General features: G+C 72.3%; 19 protein-coding genes. 17 read left to right on the forward strand and 2 right to left on the reverse strand.

What is annotated here, in order from left to right; genetic code table 11:
• The first annotated feature begins 41 nt into the window (after positions 1–41).
• The 9 genes from ACWDAS_RS26165 to ACWDAS_RS26205 all read left to right on the forward strand — a co-directional run bounded on the left by ACWDAS_RS26165 (position 42) and on the right by ACWDAS_RS26205 (position 10,292).
• On the forward strand, positions 42–1,559 hold the full coding sequence (locus ACWDAS_RS26165) for a gamma-aminobutyraldehyde dehydrogenase (protein ID WP_450395368.1): 1,518 nt from the start codon (positions 42–44) through the stop codon (positions 1,557–1,559).
• Positions 1,560–1,649: 90 nt separating this feature from the next.
• Positions 1,650–2,879, forward strand: a complete 1,230-nt coding sequence (locus ACWDAS_RS26170; protein WP_450395371.1) for a polyamine ABC transporter substrate-binding protein — start codon at positions 1,650–1,652, stop codon at positions 2,877–2,879.
• A gap of 29 nt (positions 2,880–2,908) precedes the next feature.
• A complete protein-coding gene (locus ACWDAS_RS26175) occupies positions 2,909–4,093 on the forward strand; it encodes an ABC transporter ATP-binding protein (RefSeq protein ID WP_450395373.1) in 1,185 nt (394 codons plus the stop codon).
• On the forward strand, positions 4,093–5,028 hold the full coding sequence (locus ACWDAS_RS26180) for an ABC transporter permease (RefSeq protein WP_450395376.1): 936 nt from the start codon (positions 4,093–4,095) through the stop codon (positions 5,026–5,028). Before ACWDAS_RS26175 ends, ACWDAS_RS26180 begins: the two co-directional genes overlap by 1 nt.
• Complete coding sequence (locus ACWDAS_RS26185) at positions 5,028–5,828, forward strand: ABC transporter permease (RefSeq protein WP_450395379.1); 801 nt, start codon at positions 5,028–5,030, stop codon at positions 5,826–5,828. The genes ACWDAS_RS26180 and ACWDAS_RS26185 overlap by 1 nt, the downstream gene beginning before the upstream one ends.
• Before the next feature lie 34 nt (positions 5,829–5,862).
• On the forward strand, positions 5,863–7,257 hold the full coding sequence (locus ACWDAS_RS26190) for an NAD(P)/FAD-dependent oxidoreductase (RefSeq protein ID WP_450395382.1): 1,395 nt from the start codon (positions 5,863–5,865) through the stop codon (positions 7,255–7,257).
• Between the two features lie 138 nt (positions 7,258–7,395).
• A complete protein-coding gene (locus tag ACWDAS_RS26195) occupies positions 7,396–7,866 on the forward strand; it encodes a hypothetical protein (RefSeq protein WP_450395384.1) in 471 nt (156 codons plus the stop codon).
• 137 nt (positions 7,867–8,003) lie between these two features.
• Positions 8,004–8,696: a nucleotidyl transferase AbiEii/AbiGii toxin family protein gene (locus tag ACWDAS_RS26200; RefSeq protein ID WP_450395387.1), complete on the forward strand. Its 693-nt coding sequence runs from the start codon at positions 8,004–8,006 to the stop codon at positions 8,694–8,696.
• A gap of 90 nt (positions 8,697–8,786) precedes the next feature.
• Positions 8,787–10,292 carry a CoA-acylating methylmalonate-semialdehyde dehydrogenase gene (locus ACWDAS_RS26205; RefSeq protein ID WP_450395390.1) on the forward strand — a complete coding sequence of 502 codons (1,506 nt, stop codon included), beginning with the start codon at positions 8,787–8,789 and terminating at the stop codon, positions 10,290–10,292.
• Here the strand turns inward: ACWDAS_RS26205 and ACWDAS_RS26210 are convergent.
• On the reverse strand, positions 10,264–10,893 hold the full coding sequence (locus tag ACWDAS_RS26210) for a phosphatase PAP2 family protein (RefSeq protein WP_450395393.1): 630 nt from the start codon (positions 10,891–10,893) through the stop codon (positions 10,264–10,266). The genes ACWDAS_RS26205 and ACWDAS_RS26210 overlap by 29 nt on opposite strands.
• Before the next feature lie 346 nt (positions 10,894–11,239).
• On the reverse strand, positions 11,240–12,571 hold the full coding sequence (gene gabT / locus ACWDAS_RS26215) for a 4-aminobutyrate--2-oxoglutarate transaminase (RefSeq protein WP_450395394.1): 1,332 nt from the start codon (positions 12,569–12,571) through the stop codon (positions 11,240–11,242).
• Positions 12,572–12,762: 191 nt separating this feature from the next.
• Here gabT and ACWDAS_RS26220 point away from each other — a divergent pair, with 191 nt between their 5' ends.
• The 8 genes from ACWDAS_RS26220 to ACWDAS_RS26255 all read left to right on the forward strand — a co-directional run.
• Entirely contained in the window at positions 12,763–15,339 is a 2,577-nt protein-coding gene (locus tag ACWDAS_RS26220) for an ATP-binding protein (protein WP_450395397.1), read from the forward strand.
• Positions 15,340–15,633: 294 nt separating this feature from the next.
• On the forward strand, positions 15,634–17,169 hold the full coding sequence (locus ACWDAS_RS26225; protein WP_450395433.1) for a PucR family transcriptional regulator: 1,536 nt from the start codon (positions 15,634–15,636) through the stop codon (positions 17,167–17,169).
• A 90-nt stretch (positions 17,170–17,259) separates the two neighbouring features.
• Positions 17,260–18,705 (forward strand): aldehyde dehydrogenase family protein, encoded by a 1,446-nt coding sequence (locus ACWDAS_RS26230; RefSeq protein WP_450395399.1) that lies wholly within the window; start codon positions 17,260–17,262, stop codon positions 18,703–18,705.
• Between the two features lie 146 nt (positions 18,706–18,851).
• Positions 18,852–21,044 carry a M48 family metalloprotease gene (locus tag ACWDAS_RS26235; protein WP_450395402.1) on the forward strand — a complete coding sequence of 731 codons (2,193 nt, stop codon included), beginning with the start codon at positions 18,852–18,854 and terminating at the stop codon, positions 21,042–21,044.
• 122 nt (positions 21,045–21,166) lie between these two features.
• Entirely contained in the window at positions 21,167–23,104 is a 1,938-nt protein-coding gene (locus ACWDAS_RS26240) for an acyl-CoA dehydrogenase family protein (protein ID WP_450395405.1), read from the forward strand.
• Between the two features lie 89 nt (positions 23,105–23,193).
• A complete protein-coding gene (gene dxr, locus ACWDAS_RS26245; RefSeq protein ID WP_450395407.1) occupies positions 23,194–24,462 on the forward strand; it encodes a 1-deoxy-D-xylulose-5-phosphate reductoisomerase in 1,269 nt (422 codons plus the stop codon).
• Positions 24,459–25,784, forward strand: coding sequence for a M50 family metallopeptidase (locus tag ACWDAS_RS26250; protein ID WP_450395410.1), 1,326 nt, complete (start codon positions 24,459–24,461; stop codon positions 25,782–25,784). The genes dxr and ACWDAS_RS26250 overlap by 4 nt, the downstream gene beginning before the upstream one ends.
• Positions 25,785–25,885: 101 nt before the next feature.
• The coding region (locus ACWDAS_RS26255) for a flavodoxin-dependent (E)-4-hydroxy-3-methylbut-2-enyl-diphosphate synthase (RefSeq protein WP_450395413.1) at positions 25,886–26,175 on the forward strand (290 nt) is incomplete at its 3' end.

Raw genomic sequence — 26,175 nt, forward strand, 5'->3', positions numbered from 1 at the left:
GGCTTTGGCCACGCCGCCGAGCGGAGTGCGAGGAGAAGACTATGGACCCCAGCACAAACGGCGAGTTCGATGTGCAGGAGCGTTTCGCCGAAGGGGCCCAGTTCATCGGCGGAACCCTGCGCGGCGGCACCTCGGGACAGCGGCACCCGGTGACCGACCCGGCCACGGGCGCGACTGTCCACACCTATGAACTGGCCGGCACCGCCGACGTGGACACCGCCGTCGCCGCCGCCAAGGACGCGCTGCCCGGCTGGGCGGGCGCCACCCCCGGCGAGCGCTCCGACGCCATGCACCGCTTCGCCGCCGTCCTCGCCGAGCGGGCCGCCGAGTTCGCGTACGCCGAGTCGCTGCAGTGCGGCAAGCCGCTCCGGCTGACCACCGAGTTCGACGTCCCCGGCACCGTCGACAACACGGCGTTCTTCGCGGGCGCCGCCCGCCACCTGGAGGGCAGGGCCGCGGGCGAGTACTCCGGCGACCACACCTCCTACGTGCGGCGCGAGCCGGTCGGTGTCGTGGGCTCCATCGCCCCCTGGAACTACCCCCTGCAGATGGCCGCCTGGAAGGTCCTCCCGGCCATCGCCGCGGGCAACACCATCGTGCTGAAGCCGGCCGAGCTGACCCCGCTGACCTCGCTGATGTTCGCGCAGGCGGCGACCGAGGCGGGAATCCCCGACGGCGTGGTCAACATCGTCACCGGCGCGGGCAGGGAGGCCGGCGAGCACCTGGTGGGCCACCCGGATGTCGCGATGACCTCCTTCACCGGCTCCACCGCGGTCGGCAAGCGCGTCGCGGAGATCGCCACCGCCTCCGTAAAGCGCCTCCACCTGGAGCTGGGCGGCAAGGCGCCCTTCGTCGTCTTCGACGACGCCGACCTGGAGGCGGCCGTCCACGGAGCGGTCGCCGGCGCCCTGATCAACACCGGCCAGGACTGCACCGCGGCCACCCGGGCCTATGTGCAGCGCCCCCTCTACGACGCCTTCGTCTCCGGGGTCGCCGACCTCTTCGCGGGCATCCGGGTGGGCGACCCCTTCGACGCCAAGACCGACCTCGGCCCGCTCATCTCCCACGTCCAGCGCGACCGCGTCGCCGGCTTCGTCGAGCGCGCCCGCTCCTACGCCACCGTCGTCACCGGCGGGGAGGCCCCCGACTCACCGGGCGCGTTCTACCGCCCCACGCTGATCACCGGCGCCGCGCAGGACAGCGAGATCGTGCAGTCCGAGATCTTCGGTCCGGTACTGGTCGTGCTGCCGTTCGAAAGCGATGATGAAGGTCTGGGCCTGGCCAACGACACGCCATACGGTCTCGCCGCGTCCGCTTGGACCCGCGACGTGTTCCGCGCGGGCCGTGCCACCCGTGAGATCAAGGCGGGCTGCGTCTGGGTCAACGACCACATCCCGATCATCAGCGAGATGCCGCACGGCGGCTACAAGGCCTCCGGATACGGCAAGGACATGTCGGCGTACTCCCTGGAGGAGTACACGCAGGTCAAGCACGTGATGTATGACAACACCGCGGTCGCCAGGAAGGACTGGCACCGCACGATCTTCGGCGACCGCTGACCCCTCGGCCGCCACCCCCTCCGGGACCGCCCCCACCGGCCCGTAAGCCCGTCCGTCCCACGCACCACCGCCCCTGGAGGCAGCACCGCAATGGAGATGTTCGAGGGCCTGTCCGAGCCCGTACGCAAAGCGTGGGAACGCAGCCTGACCAACGGGAGGGCCTCCGTCAGCCGGCGCCGGGTGCTCGGCGCCGGCCTGGGCGCCGCCGGCGCCGGGGCCCTGACCGCGTGCGGCATCCCGGCCGCCACCAACAACCAGGGCGGCGTCAAGAGCGACGACCTGTCCGACAAGGACAAGTCGCTGGTCTTCTCGAACTGGCAGCTCTACATCGACATGAGCGACGACGAGAAGCACATGCCGACCCTGGAGGCCTTCGAGAAGAAGACCGGGATCAAGGTCAAGTACAGCGACGACATCACCGACAACGTCGAGTTCTTCGCCAAGATCAAACCGCAGCTGGCCGCCGGCCAGTCCACCGGCCGCGACCTGGTCGTCCTCACCGACTGGATGGCCGCCCGGATGATCCGCCTGGGCTGGGCCCAGCCGCTCGACCCCACCTACCTGCCCAACGCCTTCACCAACCTGGAGCAGCGTTTCCGCAACCCCGACTGGGACCCCGGACGCGCCCACTCCTACCCCTGGCAGGGCATCGCCACCGTCATCGCGTACAACGAGAAGGCCACCAAGGGGAAGAAGGTCGGCAGCGTCTCGCAGTTGCTGGACGACCCCGACCTCAAGGGCCGCGTCGCGATGCTCAGCGAGATGCGCGACACCATAGGCATGACCCTGCTGGACATGGGCAAGCGGCCCGAGTCCTTCAGCGCGGACGACTTCGACGCGGCCGTCGCCCGCGTCCAGAAGGCCGTGGACAACAAGCAGATCCGCCAGTTCACCGGCAACGAGTACACCGACGGCCTCGCCTCGGGGAACATCGCCGCGTGCGTGGCCTGGGCCGGCGACCTGGTCCAGCTGCAGGCCGACAACCCCGAGATCAAGTTCGTGATCCCGCCCGCCGGTTATATCTACTCCACCGACAACATGCTGGTCCCGGCGGGCTCGAAGCACCGCAAGAACGCCGAGCTGCTCATCGACTGGTACTACCAGCCCGCGATCGCCGCCGAACTCGCGGCATGGGTCAACTACATCACGCCCTGCTCGGGCGTGTACGAGGAGCTCCTCAAGATCGACAAGGATGTGGCCAACAACCCGCTGATCATTCCCAACGCGGAGATGAAGGCGAAGGCCCACCCCTTCCGGTCGCTCTCCTCCAAGGAGGAGACCGCCTTCGAGGACAAGTTCGCCAAGCTCATCGGCGCCTGACCGGCCACCGCAGTTAGGGATCTGACGACATGACCCAGCAGACCGCACCGCTCACCGACGAGCCGGCCGGAGCCAAGAACCCCGCTTCCGCGGGCGGCGCCGTGACCCTCTCCGGCATCGGCAAGGACTACGGCGACTTCACCGCCGTCCACCCGCTCGACCTGACCATCCCCGAGGGCTCCTTCTTCGCGCTCCTGGGCGCCTCCGGCTGCGGCAAGACCACCACCCTGCGCATGATCGCCGGCCTGGAGGACCCCAGCAGCGGCACCGTCCGCATCGGCGACCAGGACGTCACCGGCCTGCCGCCGTACAAGCGCCCGGTCAACACGGTCTTCCAGAACTACGCGCTCTTCCCGCACCTCGACATCTACGAGAACGTCGCCTTCGGCCTGCGCCGCCGCGGCGTCAAGTCCGTCAAGGGCCAGGTCGAGGAGATGCTCGACCTCGTCGAGCTGGGCCATCTGGCCCGCCGCAAACCGCACCAGCTCTCCGGCGGCCAGCAGCAGCGCGTCGCCGTGGCCCGCGCCCTGATCAACCACCCCAAGGTGCTCCTCCTCGACGAGCCGCTGGGCGCCCTGGACCTGAAGCTGCGCCGTCAGATGCAGTTGGAGCTCAAGCGCATCCAGACGGAGGTCGGCATCACCTTCGTGCACGTCACGCACGACCAGGAAGAGGCCATGACCATGGCCGACACCATCGCCGTGATGAACGCCGGCCGCATCGAGCAGCTCGGCGCCCCCACCGACCTGTACGAGAACCCGCGCACCACCTTCGTGGCCAACTTCCTCGGCCAGTCCAACCTCATCGAGGCCGAGGTCGCCGGGAGCAGCGGGGACGACCTGCTGCTCAGCGTCGGCGACGGCCGCCTCGCGATGCCGACCGAGCGCTGCGTGCCCTCCGTGCAGGCGGGCGACAAGATCCTGGCCGGCGTCCGCCCGGAGAAGATCTCCATCGTCCACGCCGACGACGCCGACGAGGTCCCCGAGGGCCGCAACAAGATCACCGGCCGGATCGTCGACGCCAGCTTCATCGGCGTCTCCACCCAGTACGTCGTCAACAGCCCCTGGTGTCCGGAACTGGCCGTCTTCGCGCAGAACGTGGAGCGCGACAGCCGCCTCGCCCCCGGTGCCGAGGTGGTGCTGCACTGGAGCCCCGCGCACACCTTCGGTCTCGACGCCGCGCAGGACATCGAGGCCGGGGAGGTCAACGCGTAATGGCCGCCCTCTCCACCGCCCCCGCGGGGGCGCCGGCGGAGACCCCGCCGATTCCGCCCGGCGCCGCAGCCCGGCGCCGCAAACTGGTTCCGTACTGGCTGCTGCTGCCCGGCATCCTGTGGCTGCTGGTCTTCTTCGCGGCCCCGATGGTCTACCAGGCCTCGACCTCCGTGCAGACCGGCTCCCTGGAGACCGGCTACCGCGTCACCTGGCACTTCGCGACCTACTGGGACGCGTTCAAGGAATACGACGTCTTCTACCTGCGGTCGCTGATCTACGCCGGCATCGCCACCGTGCTGTGCCTGGCGATCGGCTACCCGCTGGCTTACACCATCGCCTTCAAGGCGGGCCGGTGGCGCAACGTGCTGCTGGTCATGGTCATCGCGCCGTTCTTCACCAGCTTCCTGATCCGCACCCTGGCCTGGAAGACGATCCTCGCCGACGACGGTTACGTCGTCACCGTGCTGGACAAGCTGCACATCCTGAACGTCACCGCGTCACTCGGCCTCACCGCCGACGACCGCGTGCTCGCCACCCCGCTGGCGGTGGTGTGCGGTCTGACGTACAACTTCCTGCCCTTCATGATCCTGCCGCTCTACACCTCGCTGGAGCGCATCGACCCCCGGCTGCACGAGGCGGCCGGCGACCTGTACGCCCGGCCCTTCACCACCTTCCGCAAGGTGACCTTCCCGATCTCGCTGCCCGGCGTGGTGGCCGGCACGCTGCTCACCTTCATCCCGGCCTCCGGCGACTACATCAACGCCGAGTTGCTGGGCAGCCCCAGCGAGCAGATGATCGGCAATGTCATCCAGTCCAAGTTCCTGACGGTGCTCGACTACCCGACCGCCGCCGCACTGTCCTTCATGCTCATGGCCGCGATCCTGGTGATCGTGTCCGTCTACATCCGCAAGGCGGGGACGGAGGAACTGGTCTGATGCCCGTGCTCAACTGGGTGCGGCGGCACCTCGTCGTCTTCGCGGGCGCGGCCGCCCTCGCCTACATGACGATCCCCAACGTGGTCGTCCTGGTCTTCTCCTTCAACCAGCCCAAGGGCCGCTTCAACTACTCCTGGAACCACTTCTCGCTCGACGCGTGGACCAACCCCTGCGGCGTCGGCGACATGTGCGACTCGGTGTCGCTGTCCCTGCAGATCGCCGTCCTCGCCACCATCGGCGCCACGATCCTCGGCACCATGGTCGCCTTCGCGCTCGGCCGCTACCGCTTCCGCGGCCGCGGCCCGGTGACCGGCCTGATCTGGCTGCCGATGGCGATGCCGGAGATCGTCATGGGTGCCTCGCTCGGCACCCTCTTCCTCAACATGCGCATCCAGTTCGGCTTCTGGACGATCCTCATCGCGCACATCATGTTCTGCCTCAGCTTCGTGGTGACGGCGGTCAAGGCACGCGTGATGAGCATGGACCCGCGACTGGAGCAGGCCGCCCAGGACCTGTACGCCACCCCGTGGCAGACGTTCTGGCGGATCACCTTCCCGATCGCCGCCCCCGGCATCGCGGCCGGCGCGCTGCTGAGCTTCGCGATCTCCATCGACGACTTCATCATCACGCAGTTCAACGCCGGCCCGGCGACCGTGACCTTCCCGATGTTCGTCTGGGGCGCCGCCCAGAAGGGTCTGCCCGTCCAGGTCAACGTCATCGGCACGCTGATGTTCGTCGCGGCGGTGTTCTGCGTCGTCGTCGGACAGCTGCTCAGCCGCCGCAGGAAAGCCCATAGTTAATCCGCTGACCGCATCCGCAAAGGTGTGAGAACCCATGGATCCAGCCCGTTCGCTCGCTGACGCGCAGCCGACACCGTTCTGGCTGGAGGACCCCGGCAGGCCGCAGGCGGGACCCGCCCTCGTGGGCGACGAGCACTGCGACCTGCTGGTGGTCGGCGGCGGCTACACCGGGCTGTGGACCGCGGTGCTGGCCAAGGAGCGCGACCCGCGCCGCGACGTGGTCCTGATCGAGGGCAAGGAGGTGGGCTGGGCGGCGTCCGGCCGCAACGGCGGCTTCTGCGCCGCCAGCCTCACCCATGGACTCGCCAACGGGCTCGCCCGCTGGCCGCAGGAGTTCGCGCAGCTGCAGGAGCTGGGCGACCGCAACCTCGACGGCATCGAGGAGGCGGTCGCCCGGTACGCCATCGACTGCGACTTCGAGCGCTCCGGCGAGATCGACGTCGCCACCGAGCCCTACCAGTTCGACGAGCTCCAGGCGGCCGCCGAGGAGGCCGCCCGGCACGGCGTCGAGCTGGAACTGCTCGACCGCGACCAGGTCCGCGCCGAGGTCGACTCGCCGACCTTCGTCGGCGGCCTGTGGGACCGTACCGGCGTCGCCATGCTGCACCCGGCGAAGCTCGCCTGGGGACTCAGGCGGGCCTGCGAGGACCTGGGCGTACGCGTCTACGAGCACACCCGGGCGACCGAACTCGCCCGCAACGGCTCCGGCATGGCCGTCCGCACCCCCTACGGACGGGTCTTCGCCCGGCACGTCGCGCTCGGCACCAACGTCTTCCCGTCGCTGGTCCGCCGGGTGCGCCACTACATCGTCCCCGTGTACGACTACGCCCTGGTGACCGAGCCGCTGACGCCGGAACAACTGGGCGCCGTCGGCTGGAAGAAGCGCCAGGGACTCGGTGACAGCGCCAACCAGTTCCACTACTTCCGGCTCACCGCGGACAACCGCATCCTGTGGGGCGGCTACGACGCGATCTACCCGTACGGCGGCCGCCTGGACGCCGCACGCGACGAACGCCCGGAGACCTACCTGAAGCTCGCCGGGCACTTCTTCCGCTGCTTCCCGCAACTGGAGGGCGTCCGCTTCAGCCACGCGTGGGGCGGCGCGATCGACACCTGCTCGCGCTTCTCCGCCTTCTACGGCACCGCCCACGACGGACGGGTCGCCTATGCCGCCGGCTACACCGGCCTCGGCGTCGGAGCCACCCGCTTCGGCGGGGACGTGATGCTCGACCTGCTCTCCGGCGAGCGCACCGAGCGCACCGGGCTGCGGATGGTCCGCACCAAGCCGCTGCCCTTTCCCCCCGAACCCCTGGCGTGGGCGGGCATCGGCCTGACCAAGTGGTCCCTTGACCGCGCCGACCGCAACGCGGGCCGGCGCAACCTGTGGCTCAGGACCATGGACCGGCTCGGCCTCGGCTTCGACAGCTGACCGGCTTGCCGCCCCCGCGCCCGCCCCGTGATCCGGATCACTTCGCGCGACCGGGTGAAACCCGCGTAATGAACCGCTCCCGGCCCCCTCTCTCCGCGTGACAGCACGACAGCGCACACACGGAACGGAGGAACCGGCATGGTGGGCACAGACGCGCGGGGCGCGGTCGAATGGCTGGTTTCCGTGGCACCCGACCCCGACGCCGCCCGGTGGGAATGGGAGCGCCACCCCCTCGGGGTGACGCTGCTGCCCGCCGGGCGGCTGTGGGACGTCCTCATCCTCACCGGCGAGCTGGGCTGTCCGACGCTCGACGTCCTCACCCGTCTCGTCGACCGCCCGGGCCCGGTCCTCGCCGACTTCGGCGACTCCCGCACGGGCTACTTCGTGCCCCCGGGAACCGCCGCCCGCTGGATCGGCACCGGGGTCCGCGCCGCGGGCCCCGGCACCTGGATCGTGGTGCCCTACCCCGGTCGCGCCACGGGCGGCGTCCGCTGGCTCGTACCACCGGACGGCACCGGCCACCTCACGGACCCCGGCGTCCTGGAACTGGCCATGCACGAGGCGGCGGCCCACCTGGCGGCACGGCGCGGCCGTGACCCGCACGAGTGACGCCGCGCCCGCGCGACGATCACCCCGTACGCCCCCGTGCGCGACACTGGTGCCGTGATCCCGACGGAACGCGCCCGGCCGTGGAACGGCCGCGGATACCGGGGCGCGCCGCGGCGCGCCCCCCGGGGCGGCCTGACATGACCCTCACGCCCGGCCACGCCCACCTCGTCGGCACCGCCCTGCCCGTCTGCGAGCGCCACGGCCTCGCCGTGGCGGGCGGCCTCGCGCTGATCGCGCACGGCTTCGACCGCCGCCCGTCCCGCCACCTGGACCTGGTGACCTTCAGTTCCACGCCCGCCGCCGACATCGGCGCAGCCCTCGCCGCCGCGTACAGCGTCGCCGGCTACGATGTGGCCCCGCTGCCCGGCACACCGCTGGCCGCCCATCTCGGGGCCACCTCGCCGGGCGGCGAGGCCTACGCGGTCCACGTGGCGAAGGAGCCGCTGTCCCGCCCGCCGGTCCGCGTCGACCTCGGCTTGTCCCGGCCCGTGCCGGTGGTGGCACTGGAGGACTGCGCCGCCATGAAGGTGGCCGCCGTCGCCGACCGCGCCACGGTGCGCGACCTGGTCGACGTCCACGCCCTGACGGCGTACTTCGCACCGGGCGAGCTGCTGACGATGGCCGTCCACCTCGACGAGGACCTCCAGCCCCGCGCCCTCGCCGACCGCCTCGACAAGCTCGTCGAGGCCGACGACGCGGCGTACGCCGCCCAGGGCCTCGGCGACGAGCGGATCGCCGCCGTCAAGCGCTGGGCCTTCGACTGGGCGCAGGACATCCGGCTGGACCTCATGGAGGGTATGGAACACCCTGACGATCTGTACGACCTGTAAAGCTCTCGGCCCCGGTGCCGACACCTTGGTGCTTGAGGGGGCGCCGCGCTCTGGCGAGACTGGCAGGAGACGACGAGAGGAAGGTCCGCCGTGACCGACAAGCACATCACGCACTGGATCGCCGGACAGACGTGGACCGGCACCGCGGAGCGGCACGGCGAGGTGTACGACCCGGCGACCGGAGCCGTGACCGGTCGGGTGGACTTCGCGTCGATCGCCGAGGTCGACCAGGCCGTGGGCGCGGCCGCCGCCGCCTTCAAGGAGTGGCGCCACGCCTCGGTGGCCAAGCGCACCACGGTGCTCTTCGCCTTCCGCGAGCTGCTCAACGCCAAGCGCGACGAACTGGCCGCGATCATCGTCTCCGAGCACGGCAAGGTGCACTCCGACGCGCTCGGCGAGATCGCCCGCGGCCTGGAGGTCGTCGAGTACGCCTGCGGCATCCCGCAGCTCATCAAGGGCGGCTTCACCGAGCAGGCCTCTACCGGCATCGACGTCTACTCCATCCGCCAGCCGCTCGGTCCGGTAGCGATCATCTCGCCCTTCAACTTCCCGGCCATGGTGCCGATGTGGTTCTTCCCCATCGCCATCGCCGCCGGCAACACGGTCGTGGTCAAGCCCTCCGAGAAGGACCCGTCCGCCGCCAACTTCCTCGCGGACCTGTGGAAGCGGGCCGGGCTGCCGGACGGCGTCTTCAACGTCGTGCACGGCGACAAGGTCGCCGTCGACCGCCTCCTGGAGCACCCGGACGTCAAGTCCGTCTCCTTCGTCGGCTCCACCCCGATCGCCCGGTACGTCTACGAGACCGGCACCCGCTACGGCAAGCGCGTCCAGGCCCTGGGCGGCGCCAAGAACCACATGCTGGTCCTGCCGGACGCCGACCTGGACCTCGCCGCCGACGCCGCCGTCAACGCCGGCTTCGGCGCGGCCGGCGAGCGCTGCATGGCCGTGTCCGTCCTGGTCGCGGTCGACCCGATCGGCGACGAGCTGGTCGAGAAGATCAAGGAGCGGATGGCCACGCTCACGGTCGGCCCCGGCTGCAACGGCGCCTCCGAGATGGGCCCGCTGGTCACCGGTGCCCACCGCGACAAGGTGACGTCCTACCTCGACGCGGGCCTCGCCGACGGCGCGACCCTCGCCGTGGACGGCCGTACGCACCCCGTCACCGGCGATGACACCGAGGGCGGCTTCTGGCTCGGCCCGACCCTCTTCGACGACGTCAAGCCCGGCATGTCCGTCTACAACGACGAGATCTTCGGCCCGGTTCTGTCCGTGGTCCGGGTGGGCTCGTACGACGAGGGCCTGGAGCTGATCAACTCCAACCCGTACGGCAACGGCACGGCCATCTTCACCAACGACGGCGGCGCCGCCCGCCGCTTCCAGCACGACGTCGAGGTCGGCATGGTCGGCATCAACGTGCCGATCCCGGTGCCGGTGGCGTACTACTCCTTCGGCGGCTGGAAGGCCTCGCTGTTCGGCGACACCCACGCCTACGGCCCGGACGGCGTCCACTTCTTCACCCGCGGCAAGGCCGTCACCCAGCGGTGGCTCGACCCGAGCCACGGCGGCATCAACCTCGGTTTCCCGACCAACAACTGACGGCGAGGGCGGCGCCCGCGAGCAGGGCGCCGCACAGCAGCCAGCTCCCCACGACGTCCAGCGGCCAGTGGTAGCCGCAGTGGACCAGGGAGAACCCCACCGCTCCGTTCAGCAGCACGGCGGCCGCGACCAGCAGCCGCCGTGCTGCTGCGCGTACCAGCCACGGCAGCACGAGCAGGGCGGCCCCGCCGTAGGCGACGGCCGCCGTGGCGGCGTGGCCGGAGGGGTAGAGCCCGGGATAGCCGGGGGCGAGGGCCAGCGAGCCGGGGCCGTCCCGGCCGATCAGCGGCTTGACCAGGCCGACCAGCAGCGGCACGGCGGCCATGGCGACCCCGTACGCCAGGGGCGGCAGCCACCGGCGGGGCAGCGCGTACCGATGGGCGTGCCAGGTGGTGCAGACCATCGCAAGCAGCAGTACGGGGACCGCGACCTGTACGTTGCCCAGATCGGCCGGGAACCGCAGGAACGGCGAGGTGCCGGCCGGGTGGGGGGAGGGGCCCGCGAGGGCGGAGCGCACCGGCCCGTCGAGGGCCAGCAGGCGCCCGCGTACTGCTTCCTGCCAGGTCAGCAGCCCGAAGAGCGCCGTGCACACGACGATCACCAGAGAAATTGGCCGCCCCGGAACAGGGGGGAGAGTTCCGGGGCGGCCAGAACGATCGCCGTACCGCCCGCCCCGGGGGGTTTGGGGCAAGCGGCCGACCGATCGGCGAGGATTGCCGGAGCCTTCGGCTTCGGCGGTGTGCGCGAGGGCACTGCTGTGCCGGTGATGGGGAGTCACCGGCAAAGTGTCGCCCGCGGACTTCCGCAGACGGGGTGTTTCTTCCATCTGCGGAAACCGTACGTCACCGGAGAGCCGCCGGGCAGGGGTTGCACCCTCCCGCCATCAGGCCCGCACACGTTCTTCACGCTGTGTGTCGTACACCCTCGGTCACGGGCGAACAGCCTGGTCACAGGCGGGCGAAAGCGCCCTCGATGATGTCCAGGCCCTCGTTCAGCAGATCCTCCCCGATGACCAGCGGCGGCAGGAAGCGCAGCACGTTGCCGTAGGTGCCACAGGTCAGGACCACCAGGCCCTCGGCGTGGCAGGCCTTGGCGACGGCGGCGGTCGCGGCGGGGTTCGGGTTCTTGCCGCCCGACTCCACCAGCTCGATCGCGATCATGGCGCCACGGCCGCGGACCTCGCCGATGATGTCGAACTTCTCCTGCATGGCGCGCAGCCGGCCGAGCATGATCTCGCCGATGCGGCGGGCCTTGGCGTTGAGGTCCTGCTCCTTCATCGTCTCGATGGCGCCGAGCGCACCGGCGCAGGCCACCGGGTTGCCGCCGTAGGTGCCGCCCAGGCCGCCGGAGTGCGCGGCGTCCATGATCTCGGCGCGGCCGGTCACCGCGGCCAGCGGCAGGCCGCCGGCGATGCCCTTGGCGGTGGTGATCAGGTCGGGGACGATGTCCTCGTCCTCGCAGGCGAACCACTGGCCGGTGCGGCAGAAGCCGGTCTGGATCTCGTCCGCGACGAAGACGATGCCGTTCGCCCGGGCGAACTCCGCCAGCTTGGGCAGGAAGCCCTTGGCCGGCTCGATGAAGCCGCCCTCGCCCTGGATCGGCTCGATGACGATCGCGGCCACGTTCTCGGCGCCGACCTGCTTGGTGATCATGTCGATCGCCTGGGCCGCCGCCTCCTCCGCGCAGTTCTCCGCGCCGGTCAGCCATCGGAAGGGGTAGGCCAGCGGCACACGGTAGACCTCGGGGGCGAACGGGCCGAACGAGTGCTTGTACGGCATGTTCTTCGCCGTCAGCGCCATCGTGAGGTTGGTGCGGCCGTGGTAGCCGTGGTCGAAGACGACGACGGCCTGCCGCTTGGTGTACGCGCGGGCGATCTTCACCGCGTTCTCGACGGCCTCTGCACCGGAGTTGAACAGCGCGGTGCGCTTCTCGTGGTCGCCCGGGGTCAGCTCGTTGAGGGCCTCGGCGACCTCCACGTAGCCCTCGTACGGCGTCACCATGAAACAGGTGTGGGTGAAGTCGGCCAGCTGCGCGGACGCGCGGCGCACGACCGCCTCGGCGCTGTTGCCCACCGAGGTCACCGCGATGCCGGAGCCGAAGTCGATGAGGGAGTTGCCGTCCACGTCCTCCAGGACGCCGCCGCCGGCGCGGGTGACGAAGACGGGCAGGGTCACGCCGACGCCGTTCGGGACCGCCGCCGTCTTGCGCGCCAGCAGCTCCTGCGACTTGGGGCCGGGGATCGGGGTGACGAGTCGGCGCTCCTGGGCCAGATCGGTCATGGCGGACGTACTCCTTCGAACCGTGGTCTTTTCTCGCAGGCTAAGCCCGTACGGCGACACCCCGCACACTCCGATAGGGCGCACTGCGGAACGCCTCTTCGACGTGGCGGACATGACCGTGCCAAGATCCTTCAGACAGCGGTGGCCGCTCGACTACATTGAGTGCGGACCTGCGAGGGGTGGCACACGCGATGGACATCGACGGTACGCACGAGAAGCCCGCGGCGCCTTCACCCGGAGGCCCGAGCCCGCACCCGGGCACACCGCCCGTGCCGGGGGCCCGGCCCATGCCGGGCGCCCCGCCCGCGCACGCCGGACCGCCCCCCGTGCCGGGGGCCCGCCCAGGCCCGGCCGACCCCGGCCGGAGCGACCCGGACGCCCGCACATGGCGCGAAGGCGGCCAGGGCCCCGCCCCGTTCACGCCCCCGCGGCCCGCCGGACCGCCCCCGACGCCCGGGACCCGCCCGGGAGCCGGTGCTCGGCATGCCCCGGCGGACCCCCCGACGTCCGGCACGCCAGACGGGTCCGGCTTCCTCACCTGGCTGCGGGCCCCCCGCCCGGACGCCGCCCCCGGCGTGTGGCGCCTCGGGCACCGCCCCCGGCCCGCGGACGACCCGGACGCCGCGCCGGGCCGATCCCCGTACTTCGGGGCACTGGTGTCGCTCCTGGCCTGCCTGCTCGTCTGGTCGCTCTTCCGGAACGGCTACATCCCCTACTGGCGCGTCCCCCTGGAACTGGTGACGCCGCACGACTGGTGGACGCCACGCTTCGGCCCCGCGCCCACGGCCGCCGGGGTCGCGCTCGATCTGTACCGACTGCTCTTCCTCACGGTGATCGTCATCTGGTTCGCCCGGCTCGGGGACTGGCGCGGCGCGTTCGAGCATGCCGTCGCGGGACGCGGACCCCTGGCCCGGGCCGGCGCGGCGGCCCTGTGCATGGCCGTGGTCGCGCTGCTGATCCACGGCCGCTTCCTGCCCGTCTACGACCTGGCCTTCGACCACCTCGACTACAGCCAGGACCCGGTGACCCTGCGCAACGTCACCGACCTGGTGTACGTCGTGATCTACGGGCTCCTCTTCCTGGCCTTCGCGCCGGTGGGCGGCTGGTTCCGGCTCCCGGGTGCACGGCGCGCCTCCGGCACGCCGGCCGCACCCGTCCAGGGGGGGACGCCGGCCGCCCCGGACGACGACCCCGCCCAGTGGCCCGCCCTGCGGCACGGCGGCGCGGCCGACGCCGCGGACCGGCTCGCCGAGGACGCGCGCTCCGGGCTGATGAACGACGTCGACTTCGCGCGCATCACCCGCGCCTGGCAGTCCGTACGCTCCGGCCCCGGCCGCCTGACCGCCTTCACCGACACCGTCCTGCGGTACGGAGCGGCGGCCTGCGCCCACCCGTCCGGCGCGCGCGACCTGCCGGCCCGCACCGCCCCGCACGATCTCCTCGTCGGCCAGGTCCGCATCGGCGCCGCCCCCGACGACGAGCGCAACCCCCGTTCGCACCGCGGCGCCGGCTACGCGCTCGACCCCTCCGTGCTCGGCACGTCCCTGCTGGCCGTGGGCCCGCCCGGCTCCGGCAAGACCGTACGCCTGGTGCGGCCTGCCCTGGAGTTCATGTGCCTGCAGGCCCTCGCCGGACGCGCGGCGGTCGTCGTGGTCGGCACCGAGGGGGCGCGGCTCGCGCCGGACGAGGCCTTCGACGTCGTCGTCAAGATCGGACACCCCGACTCCGCGTACGACCTCGACCTCTACGGCGGCACGGGCGACCCCGACGAGGCCGCGGGCTTCCTCGCCGAGGCCCTCGTCGGCGACCTCGCCGCGGCACTGCCCGGCGGCGACAGCCGACGCGCCGCCACCGCCCTCGCCCAGCTCCTCGGGCCCTTCCACGCGGCCCACGGCCGCTTCCCCTCCGTCCCCGAACTGCGCGAACTCCTCGACGGGACGCCCGCGGCCCTCGCGGCGCTCCGCTCCGCCCTGGAGGCCCGGGGGGCCGCCGCGCAGGCCCAGCTGCGCGAGCTCGACGCACGCGAGCGGCAGGCGGCCCGGGCCGGCGACGCGGGCCCGCTGCTCGCCGACCGCATCGCCCTGCTCGACCGGCCCGCGTTCGCGGGGTTCTTCGACACGACGGGCGGCAGCCACCCCTTCTCGCTGCGGGGGCTGGAACACCCGCTGCGGGTCCGCATCGACCTGCCGGAGCGGGGGCACGCCGAAGTGTCCCGGATGCTGGCGCGGCTCGTGCTCGCCCAGTTCGCCGAGTGCGCCGCGGCCCGCCGGGACCGCTCCCTCTTCGCCTGCCTCGTCCTCGACGACGCCTCCCACACGGTGACCGCGGAGTCCGTGCGCGGCCTGCAGCGCATGCGTTCCGCCAACGCCGGCGCGCTGCTCACGCTGCGTACGCTGGACGACGTCCCCGAGGCCCTGCGGGGTGCCCTGCTGGGCGCGGTCGGCTGCCGGGCGGCGCTGGCGGGCGTCGCCGCCTGGGACGGCGCGCGGTTCGCGGAGGTGTGGGGCAAGGAGTGGGTCGACGTCCACGACGTCACCAACCGCCAGATCATCGCGGACGAGCCCCTGACCCGGGTTCTGCACACGGTGCGGCGGCTGGTGACCGGGAAGGCGGTCACGGCGGAGTCGGTGACGGTGCGGCGCGTCGAGCGTGAGCGGTGGTCCGCCTCCGAGCTGGCGCACGCGGTCCCCGCGGGGCACGCCGTCGTGTCCCTGACAGCGGTGAACGGGGAGCACGCGCCCCCGGTGCTGGTTGATCTGCGGGCCTGATCGTCCGTGCGGCGCCGTTGTAATTGCGGTGGGGGTTCCCCGGCCCTCCCTCCCGATTGCCCGGCGCGGTCAGTGCCGGCCTGCGCACCGACCCCAGGCGTACGCAGCGAGGTGGTCACTGACTGCGCCGGGAAACCCCCACCTCCACCGCAACCACAATGGAGCCGTACACAACTGCATCCCGCAGCCCGGCGCAGCCGACCCCGGCGCGAGGACGGGGAACCGGGGAACCGCCGGAGGTATACGGTGAGGCAGAATCGGATGTGAACGCACTCCACGTTGGAGAAAAAGACCGTGCCGCCCACCCTCGCCTCGCTACTGCGCAACCCCGCGCTCAAGCTGGCCGTCCTCGCCGGAGGCGACCGCTTGGACGAGGCCGCCGTGCGCTGGGTGCACACCAGTGAGCTGGACGACCCGGCCCCGTACCTGGAGGGCGGCGAGTTCCTGCTCACCACGGGCCTCAAGCTCGACGTCGGGTCGCCCGCGGCGCTCGGCCAGTACGTGGAGCGCCTGGCCGGGGCCGGCGTCGTGGGCCTCGGGTTCGGCGTGGGGCTGAGCCACGAGCGCGTGCCGCAGGCACTGGTGGAGGCGGCCGCCGCGCACCGGCTGCCGCTGCTGGAGGTGCCGCGCAAGACCCCGTTCATCGCCATCAGCAAGGCCGTCTCCGCGGAGATCGCGGCCGATCGCTACAAGGCCGTGACCGCCGGGTTCGAGGCGCAGCGGGAGCTGACCCGGGCGGCGCTCGCGCCGGACGGGACGGCGGCGCTGCTGCGGCGGCTGGCGGCACATCTGGACGGCTGGGCGGCGCTGTACGACGCGTCCGGCGCCGTGGTGGCCGCCGCTCCGGAGTGGGCGGGGCGGCGGGCGGCACGGCTCGCCGGGGAGGTGGAGCGGCTGCGCGACAGGCCCGCACCGGCCAGCGCGGCGGTCGCGGGACCGGCCGGTACGGAGGACCGCGTCGAGCTCCAGTCGCTGGGCACCGGGCGGCGCCCCCGCGGGTTCCTCGCCGTCGGCACGGAGGAGCGTCTCGACACCTCCGCTCGGTACCTCGTGCACGCCGCCGTCGCGCTGCTGACGCTCTCCCTGGAGCAGTCCCGCGCGCTGCAGGACACCGAGCAGCGGCTGGGCGCCGCGCTGCTGCGGATGCTGCTGGTCGGCGAGCCCGAGCACGCCCGCACCGTGGCCGGCCGGCTGTACGGCGGGTTGCTCGACGCCCCGGTGCGGATCCTGGTCGCCGAGCCCGCGCAGGCGACGGTGGACGCGGTGGGCCTGCTGGCAGAGCGGGTGGAGGCGGCCGGGCTGCGGGCCGCGGAGCCCGTGCTGGCCGTGCGGGACGCCGACCGGCTGACCGTGCTCGCGGCCGCCGGCGGCGAGGTGATGGCCGCCTGCGTGGCCGCGGTCGACGGGAGCGACGACCTGGTGGCGGGGCTGTCCGCCGCGGTGGGTTCCGCGGGCGTGCCCGGCGCCCACGAGCAGGCCGAGCGCGCGCTGGCCGTCGCCCGGCGCCGCGGCCGCAGCCTCGTCGAGCACGACGAGGTCGGCTCCGGCTCGGTGCTGCCGCTGCTCGGCGACGACGCCGTACGGGCCTTCTCCGAGGGCCTGTTGCGCCCGCTGCGCGAGCACGACGCCACCGCCCGCGGCGACCTGGTCGCCTCCCTGCAGGCGTGGCTGTCCCGGCACGGCCAGTGGGACGCCGCCGCGGCCGACCTCGGGGTCCACCGGCACACGCTGCGCTACCGGATGCGCCGGGTGGAGGAGATCCTCGGCCGGTCGCTGGACGACCCGGACGTCCGGATGGAGCTGTGGCTGGCCCTCAAGTCCTCCGGCTGAGGACGGGCTGCCAAAACGTCGCATCCGGCCCCGGCCGCAGGACGTACTGGACAAGACCGACCGGGTGCCGCCCGCCCTACCGTGGTCCGCATGAGCACCCCCACCTCCTTCTGGCTCGCCGGCCGCCCCGCCACCGGCGAGGACAGCTTCGATGTCGTGAACCCGTACGACGGCAGCGTCGTGGCCTCCGTCGGCGTGCCCACCCCCGCCCAGGTGGAGGAGGCCGTGGCCGCGGCCAAGGCCGTCGAGGCGGAGTTCGCCGCGACCCCCGCGCACGTGCGGTCCGCCGCCCTGGACCACGTGTCGAAGCGGCTGGCCGAGCGCACCGAGGAGATCGCCCGGCTGATCACCGCCGAGAACGGCAAGCCGATCAAGTGGGCCCGCGGCGAGGTCGGCCGTGCCGTGTCCGTCTTCCGCTGGGCCGCGGAGGAGGCCCGCCGCTTCAACAGCGGAGAGGCCCAGCGCCTGGACACCGACGCCGGCGGCGCCGGCCGGCTGGCGCTGACCCGGCGCTTCCCGCGCGGGAGCGTGCTCGGCATCGCGCCGTTCAACTTCCCGCTGAACCTGGTGGCCCACAAGGTGGCCCCGGCGATCGCGGTCGGCACCCCGATCATCCTGAAGCCGGCCCCGGCGACCCCGCTCTCGGCCCTCGTCCTGGGCGAGATCCTGGCCGAGACCGACCTGCCGACCGGTTCGTGGAGCGTGCTCACCGTCCCGAACGACCGCATGCCCGCCCTCGTCCAGGACGAGCGCCTGCCGGTCATCTCCTTCACCGGCTCCGACCGGGTCGGCTACCAGATCATGGACTCGGTGCCGCGCAAGCACACCACCCTGGAGCTGGGCGGCAACGCAGCCGCCGTCGTCCTGGCCGACTGGTCCTCCGAGGAGGACCTGGAGTGGGCGGCGAGCCGCATCGCCACCTTCGCCAACTACCAGGGCGGCCAGTCCTGCATCTCCGTGCAGCGGGTCGTCGCCGACGCCTCCGTGTACGACCGCCTGGTCGAGAAGGTCGTCGCCAAGGTGCAGGCCCAGGTCACCGGCGACCCCTCGGACGACGCGACAGACGTCGGCCCGCTCGTCGACGAGAACGCCGCCAAGCGCGTCGAGTCCTGGGTCGAGGACGCCGTCGCCAAGGGCGCCAAGCTGTTGACCGGCGGCAGCCGCGACGGCGCCGCCTACGAGCCGACCGTGCTCGCCGGTCTCCCGGCGGACGCGATCCTCGCCACCGAGGAGGTCTTCGGCCCGGTCCTGTCGCTGCACAAGGTGGACGGCACCGACGAGGCGTTCGCGGCGGTCAACGACTCCAAGTTCGGCCTGCAGAGCGGTGTGTTCACGCACGACCTGCAGACCGCCTTCCGCGCCCACCGCGAGCTGGAGGTCGGCGGCGTCATCATCGGCGACGCCCCCTCCTACCGCGCCGACCAGATGCCCTACGGCGGCGTCAAGGACTCCGGCGTGGGCCGCGAGGGCGTCAAGTACGCCATGGACGACTACACCTACGAGCGGGTCCTGGTCCTGACCGGTCTCGCCCTGTAGTCCTCGCGGCAGGACAGTCCACCCCTTCCAGCGGCCGGGGCGCATGTGCGGTGCGCCCCGGCCGCGCTGTCACGTTGTCAGCATGGGCACGTAAAGTGGCGCTTTCGCAAGGGCGCCGAACGGGCGCCGGGGAGGGGAAACGCAAGGTGGCAACGTATGCGGTGGTCTGCGCGGCGGAGGCCGGGGCGACCGCGGAGGCCGTGGCCCGGGGAGCGGTCGGCGGCTGGATCGCCGGCGGCGAGGGCGGCACCGGGGTGCTGTTCGACGCGCCGGTGACCGAGGGCGAGGGCATCGGCATCAACGACGTCGTGCCGGCCGGGCGCGAGCTCGCGCGGCGGCTGGACACCCCGGCCGTGGTGCTGGTCGGCACGCCGCAGGTCGCGTACGCGGTGTTCCTGCGCCCGGGCGGCCAGGGAACGCAGAGCATGGTGTGGGCCGCGGACTGGGAGCCGCCCACCGACCCGGAGGAGTACGCCGAGCACCGTGCCCAGTGGGACGCCCAGGCCGCGCGCTGCGCCGAGTGGTTCGGGCGCCCCGAGGCGGCGGCCGCCCTCGCGGAGGTCCGCAACGACCCGCGTCCCGGGGAGGCCAAGCCCGGCACGGACGCACTGCTGCGCCAGGTGTGCGCCGCCCTCGGGGTGCCGGCCGCGACGGTCGGCGCCTCCTCGCTGACCTCCGCGGACGGCGTCGCCGACCAGGGCGTCCCGGACGGCGCCGTGCGCGCCGAGGCGGCACCGCCCGCCGGCACGGAGACGGCCCCGGCCAAGAGCTCCACGCTGCGCGCCGTGCGCGCCCTGGTGCTGCTCGCCGGCTTCTACCTGCTCGGCGCGGTGCTGCTGGCGGTCCTGGCCGGGATCGACGTCCTGGTCGCCTCGTGGGGCGTGGGCGGGCTCACGGGCAAGGTCTTCATCGTCAGCGTCGTGCTCGCCATCCCCATCGTGCGCGGCATGTTCATGCTCCGCCGCCCAGAGGACGACGGTCCGGCGGGCGTCCCCGTCACCGAGCAGCAGCAGCCCGGGCTGTGGGCGGCCGTCCGTGATCTGGCCGGGCGCTACGGCACCCGGGCGCCGGACGAGATCGTGCTGATCGGCGAGGTCAACGCCGCCGTCTCCGAGCAGTCCCGCCTGCTGGGCCTGATCGGCGGCCGCCGCCGCATGTACATCGGCGTACCCCTGCTCGCCGGGCTGACCGAGCGGCAGCTGCACGCCGTCCTCACCCACGAGCTGGGCCACTACGGCAACAGCGACACCCGGCTGTCCGCCATCACCCTGCGCGGCCAGCAGCGCGTCCTGCGCACCATCGCCCACTTCGAGGAGCGCGCCGCCCGCGCCCAGGGCAAGGAGCAGGCCCGGCAGGAGGAGCGCGCCGCCAAGGCACTGGCCAAGGGACGCAAGGCCAAGGAGGTCGACACCTCCGGCGCCGGCGTCACCTACCGCGCCATGGCCGCCGTCTACACGGCCTACGCCAAGTTCTACCTCCGCGCCTCGCACAGCGTCGGCCGCGCCCAGGAGCTCGCCGCCGACCAGGCCGCCGTCCGGCTCGCCGGCCGGGACGCCACCGCCTCCGCACTGCGCGAGCTCCCGGTGCTGGACGCGGCCTTCGACCACTACATGCGGCAGTACGCCGGCTTCGGCGCCCCGGCGCGCCTGCTCCCGCCCGCCGGACAGGTGTACGGCGGGCTGGGCCGCTTCCTGTCCGACCCCGCCCGCCACGCGGAGCTGGAGCGGATGCGCGCCCGGCTGCCCCGCGAGCAGCGCTCCCCGTACGACTCGCACCCGCCGATCGCCGAGCGGGTCCGCCTGGTCGAGGCCGCGCCCGCGGACGAACCGGGCACGGCGCCCGCCGCCCAGGACCGCCCGGCCCTGGAGCTGCTGAGCGACCGGGAGCAGGTGCTGATCGCCCTGGAGGGGGCCACGCTCTCGGGGGAGGCCCAGGCGTTCACCCGAGTGGAGTGGAGCGCCCTCGCGGATCCCGCGGTGCGTCTGGTGCTCGCCGAGAACGCCGCGCCGCTGCGCGCCGCGCTGTCCGCCGCGGGCACCGAGCCGACGGCCGGGGCCCTGCTCGACGCCGCCGACGAGGGCCGTCTCCCGGCGCTCGCCCAGGGGCTGCCCGAAGGCGGGCTGCACGAGGGCGTCGCCGCCCTCGCCGGCCTGGCGCTCGCCGAATCCGGCGCCGGCCACTGGGAACTGACGTGGGCTCACGGCGTCCGCCTGGTCCTGGCCGACGGCACCGACGAGGCGGAGTTCGGCGCCGCCGTCGACGCCCTGGCCGGCCCCGTCACCGAGGGCGGGGCGGCACCGGACACGGCGCCGCTGCGCAAGCTGCTCGCATCGGCCTGAAACACCGTCGGGAAGGTCGCCGGCCCTGCGCGCCTCGTGCGCGAGGGCTGGTGACCATGCCGGAACCGGGGTAGTAACGAACAAGTAGCACCGGTCGGTAACCGACGCGAGGTGACGCCCCCATGTCCGCAGCATCCGCCCGCCCCACCGTTTCCGAACGCGAAGCGCGCCAGGTCGCAGAGGCCGCCCGCGAACAGGAATGGCGCAAGCCCAGCTTCGCCAAGGAACTGTTCCTGGGCCGCTTCCGGCTCGACCTGATCCATCCGCACCCCACACCGTCGACCGAGCAGGTCCAGCGCGGTGAGGAGTTCCTGGCCAAGCTCCGCGACTTCGTCGAGACGAAGGTGGACGGGGCCCTGATCGAGCGTGAGGCGAGGATCCCCGACGAGGTCATCACCGGGCTCAAGGAGCTCGGCGCCCTCGGCATGAAGATCGATCCCAAGTACGGCGGCCTCGGCCTCACCCAGGTGTACTACAACAAGGCGCTGGCCCTCGTCGGGTCCGCCAGTCCCGCCATCGGGGTGCTGCTGTCGGCGCACCAGTCGATCGGCGTGCCCCAGCCGCTGAAGATGTTCGGCACCCCGGAGCAGAAGGAGCGGTTCCTGCCGCGCTGCGCCCGTACCGACATCTCGGCCTTCCTGCTCACCGAGCCCGACGTGGGGTCCGACCCGGCGCGCCTGGCGACCACGGCCGTACCGGACGGCGACTCGTACGTCCTCGACGGCGTGAAGCTGTGGACCACCAACGGCGTCGTCGCCGACCTGCTGGTCGTCATGGCCCGGGTGCCGAAGAGCGAGGGCCACAAGGGCGGCATCACGGCCTTCGTCGTCGAGGCCGGCTCCGAGGGCATCACCGTCGAGAACCGCAACTCCTTCATGGGGCTGCGCGGCATCGAGAACGGCGTCACCCGCTTCCACCAGGTACGCGTGCCCGCCGAGAACCGGGTCGGCCCCGAGGGCGCCGGGCTGAAGATCGCCCTCACCACCCTCAACACAGGCCGGCTGTCGCTGCCCGCGTCCTGCGTCGCCGCGGGCAAGTGGTGCCTGAAGATCGCCCGCGAGTGGTCCGTCGCCCGCGAGCAGTGGGGCAAGCCGGTCGCCAAGCACGAGGCCGTCGGCTCCAAGATCGCCTTCATCGCGGCGACCACCTTCGCCCTCGAGGCCGTCATGGAACTCTCCAGCCAGATGGCCGACGAGGACCGCAACGACATCCGCATCGAGGGCGCGCTGGCGAAGCTCTTCGCGTCCGAGATGGGCTGGCTCATGGCCGACGAACTGGTCCAGATCCGCGGCGGCCGCGGCTTCGAGACCGCCGAGTCGCTCGCCGCCCGTGGCGAACGGGCAGTACCCGCCGAGCAGTTGCTGCGCGACCTGCGCATCAACCGGATCTTCGAGGGCTCGACCGAGATCATGCACCTGCTGATCGCCCGCGAGGCCGTCGACGCCCACCTCTCGGTCGCCGGCGACCTCATCGACCCCGACAAGGCCCTCGGGGACAAGGCCAGGGCCGGCCTCAAGGCCGGCGGCTTCTACGCCCGCTGGCTGCCCAAGCTGGTGGCCGGCGCCGGACAGAACCCCGTCGCCTACGGCGGCTTCCACCCGTCGGGCCACCCGGACCTCGCCGTCCACCTGCGCTACGTCGAACGCAACGCCCGCAAGCTCGCCCGCTCCACGTTCTACGCCATGTCGCGCTGGCAGGGCCGCATGGAGACCAAGCAGGGCTTCCTCGGCCGGGTCGTCGACATCGGCGCCGAACTGTTCGCCATGAGCGCCGCCTGCGTCCGCGCCGAGATGCTCCGCACCCGCGGCGAGAACGGACGCGAGGCCTACCAGCTTGCCGACGCCTTCTGCCGTCAGTCGCGGATCCGCGTCGAGGAGCTCTTCGGCCGCCTGTGGTCCAACACCGACGCCGTCGACCGGAAGGTCGTCGACGGGGTACTGGGCGGCGCCTACACCTGGCTGGAGGCCGGCATCGTCGATCCCTCCGGCGACGGTCCCTGGATCGCCGACACCACCCCGGGCGCCTCCGCCAAGGAGAACGTCCACCGCCCGATCCGCTGACCGCACCGGGGACCCGTCCCACGCGCGAAGGGCACCGCCTTCCCGGAGGCGGTGCCCTCGCCGTCCCGGCGACCGGACACAATGGGGGGATGACGGACTCTCTCGCCGACCCGCACCTGCGGCTGCCCGGACCGGACGCGGCCACCGCCGCCGACGACGGCCCCCGCGACATCGTGATCCTGGGCTCGACCGGATCGATCGGCACCCAGGCCATCGACGTCGTCCTGCGCAACCCCGACCGCTTCCGGGTGCTCGCCCTGTCCGCCGCCGGCGGCCGGGTGGAGCTCCTCGCCGACCAGGCGCGGCAGCTGGGCGTCTCGGCGGTCGCCGTCGCGGACGAGAACGCCGCGGGACCGCTGCGGGAGGCGCTGGCCGCGCGCTACGGCACCGAGCCCCTGCCGGAGATCCTGGCGGGGCCGGACGCGGCGACCGAGCTGGCGGGCCGCCCCTGCCACTCCGTCCTCAACGGCATCACCGGCTCGATCGGGCTGCGCCCCACGCTGGCCGCCCTGGAGGCGGGCCGGATCCTGATCCTCGCCAACAAGGAGTCGCTGATCGTCGGCGGCCCCCTGGTGAAGGCCGTGGCCAAGCCGGGCCAGATCGTGCCCGTCGACTCGGAGCACTCCGCGCTCTTCCAGGCCCTCATGGGCGGCACCCGCTCCGAGGTCCGCAAGCTTGTCGTGACCGCCTCCGGCGGCCCCTTCCGCGGCCGCGGCAAGGAGGAGCTGGCCGGGGTGACCCCGCAGCAGGCGCTGGCCCACCCCACCTGGGACATGGGCCCGGTGGTCACCATCAACTCGGCGACCCTGGTGAACAAGGGCCTGGAGGTCATCGAGGCCCACCTGCTCTTCGACATTCCCTTCGACCGCATTGAGGTCGTCGTCCACCCGCAGTCGTATATCCACTCGATGGTGGAATTCACGGACGGCTCCACGCTGGCCCAGGTCAGCCCGCCCGACATGCGGATGCCGATCTCGCTGGGCCTGGGCTGGCCCGAGCGGGTGCCGGACGCCGCGCCCGGGTGCGACTGGACCAAGGCGGCGACGTGGACCTTCTTCCCGCTGGACGACGAGGCGTTCCCGGCGGTGGCGCTCGCCCGCCACGTCGGTAGCCTCGGGGGTACCGCCCCCGCGGTGTTCAACGCGGCCAACGAGGAGTGCGTGGCCGCGTTCCTCGCGGGCACGCTGCCCTTCACGGGCATCGTGGACACCGTCGCACGGGTGGTCGAGGAACACGGCACTCCCACGGCGGGAACTTCCCTCACCGTGGAGGACGTCCTCGAAGCGGAGAACTGGGCGCGGGCCCGCGCCCGGGAACTGGCTGCGGAACAGGCGACGACGGAGGCGGCACACGTATGACGGGACTCATGTGGGGACTGGGAATCGCCGTCTTCGTGGTCGGTCTCCTGTTCTCCATCGCCTGGCACGAGCTCGGCCACCTCTCGACGGCCAAGCTGTTCAAGATCCGCGTGCCGCAGTACATGGTCGGCTTCGGGCCGACCATCTGGTCCCGGCACAAGGGTGAGACCGAGTACGGCATCAAGGCGATCCCGCTGGGCGGCTACATCCGCATGATCGGCATGTTCCCGCCCGGCGACGACGGCCGGATCGCCGCCCGGTCCACCTCGCCCTTCCGCGGGATGATCGAGGACGCCCGTTCGGCGGCGTACGAAGAGCTGAAGCCCGGCGACGAGACCCGGATGTTCTACACGCGCAAGCCCTGGAAGCGCGTGATCGTCATGTTCGCCGGACCGTTCATGAACCTGATCCTGGCCTTCGGTCTCTTCCTCGCGCTCTTCATGGGCTTCGGCATCCCCACCCAGACGACGACGGTCGGCTCGGTCTCGGACTGCGTCATCCCCGCTTCCGACACCCAGGCCCTCAAGGCCAAGGACCCCTGCGCCCGCGGGGACTACCCGGCCGCTCCCGCCAAGGCGGCCGGCCTGCAGCAGCGCGACCGGATCGTGGCCTTCAACGGGGTGAAGGTCGACGACAGCCAGTGGACGGTGCTCCAGCAGGAGATCCGCAAGACCATCGGCCCCGCGACGATCACCGTGGTGCGCGACGGCAGGACCGTCGACCTGCACGCGAACCTGATCGCCAACAAGGTCGTCAAGACCGACGGGCGAGGGGGCATCGTCAAGGGCCAGTACGTCCAGGCCGGATTCCTCGGCTTCACGCCCGCGGACGGTGTGGTGAGGCTCGGCTTCGGACAGTCGATCGACCACATGGGCGACACGGCGAAGGACGGCGCCCGTTCCCTCGCGGCGCTTCCCGGCAAGATCCCGGGCCTGTGGGACGCGGTCTTCAACGGCGCCGAGCGACAGCCCGACTCCCCGGTCGGCATGATCGGCGCGGCCCGTCTCGGCGGCGACATCTTCTCGCTGCCGCTGCCGGCCACGCAGAAGATCGCCACGATGGTGAACCTGCTCGCCGGGATCAATCTGGCCCTGTTCCTGTTCAACATGCTCCCGCTGCTCCCGCTCGACGGCGGGCACATCGCCGGCGCCCTGTGGGAGTCCGTCCGGCGGAACTTCGCCAGGGTCCTGCGCCGAGCCGACCCCGGCCCCTTCGACGTGGCGAAGCTGATGCCCGCCGCCTACGTCGTCGCCGGGATCTTCATCTGCTTCACGGCCCTGGTGATGGCCGCGGATCTCATCAATCCGGTCCGCTTGACCTAGGCGCGATGTCGGGGGCGTGGGTGGGGTGACGTAGTCTCGTTCAACGGAGCCCGCCCACGCCGCCGGGACCTCGATCCGCGTACTTTGGGGATGCCACTCACATGACCGCGATTTCGCTCGGGATGCCGTCCGTTCCGATCAAGCTCGCCGACCGCCGCAAGAGCCGCAAGATCCAGGTCGGATCCGTGGCCGTCGGCGGCGACGCACCGGTCTCCGTCCAGTCCATGACCACCACCGTCACCGCGGACATCGGCGCCACGCTGCAGCAGATCGCCGAGCTCACCGCCTCCGGCTGCCAGATCGTCCGGGTGGCCTGCCCCTCGCAGGACGACGCCGACGCCCTCGCCACCATCGCGAGGAAGTCGCAGATCCCGGTGATCGCGGACATCCA

Source organism: Streptomyces sp. NPDC001070 (assembly GCF_053598835.1).

Bases quoted from the DNA above. Each gene is read 5' to 3' on its own strand.
- ACWDAS_RS26165 (WP_450395368.1), top strand. From the start codon at position 42: ATGGACCCCAGCACAAACGGCGAGTTCGATGTGCAGGAGCGTTTCGCC.
- gabT (WP_450395394.1), bottom strand. From the start codon at position 12,571: ATGACCGATCTGGCCCAGGAGCGCCGACTCGTCACCCCGATCCCCGGC.
- ACWDAS_RS26220 (WP_450395397.1), top strand. From the start codon at position 12,763: ATGGACATCGACGGTACGCACGAGAAGCCCGCGGCGCCTTCACCCGGA.
- ACWDAS_RS26170 (WP_450395371.1), top strand. From the start codon at position 1,650: ATGGAGATGTTCGAGGGCCTGTCCGAGCCCGTACGCAAAGCGTGGGAA.
- ACWDAS_RS26230 (WP_450395399.1), top strand. From the start codon at position 17,260: ATGAGCACCCCCACCTCCTTCTGGCTCGCCGGCCGCCCCGCCACCGGC.
- ACWDAS_RS26200 (WP_450395387.1), top strand. From the start codon at position 8,004: ATGACCCTCACGCCCGGCCACGCCCACCTCGTCGGCACCGCCCTGCCC.
- ACWDAS_RS26240 (WP_450395405.1), top strand. From the start codon at position 21,167: ATGTCCGCAGCATCCGCCCGCCCCACCGTTTCCGAACGCGAAGCGCGC.
- ACWDAS_RS26195 (WP_450395384.1), top strand. From the start codon at position 7,396: ATGGTGGGCACAGACGCGCGGGGCGCGGTCGAATGGCTGGTTTCCGTG.
- ACWDAS_RS26180 (WP_450395376.1), top strand. From the start codon at position 4,093: ATGGCCGCCCTCTCCACCGCCCCCGCGGGGGCGCCGGCGGAGACCCCG.
- ACWDAS_RS26185 (WP_450395379.1), top strand. From the start codon at position 5,028: ATGCCCGTGCTCAACTGGGTGCGGCGGCACCTCGTCGTCTTCGCGGGC.
- ACWDAS_RS26175 (WP_450395373.1), top strand. From the start codon at position 2,909: ATGACCCAGCAGACCGCACCGCTCACCGACGAGCCGGCCGGAGCCAAG.
- ACWDAS_RS26190 (WP_450395382.1), top strand. From the start codon at position 5,863: ATGGATCCAGCCCGTTCGCTCGCTGACGCGCAGCCGACACCGTTCTGG.
- dxr (WP_450395407.1), top strand. From the start codon at position 23,194: ATGACGGACTCTCTCGCCGACCCGCACCTGCGGCTGCCCGGACCGGAC.
- ACWDAS_RS26250 (WP_450395410.1), top strand. From the start codon at position 24,459: ATGACGGGACTCATGTGGGGACTGGGAATCGCCGTCTTCGTGGTCGGT.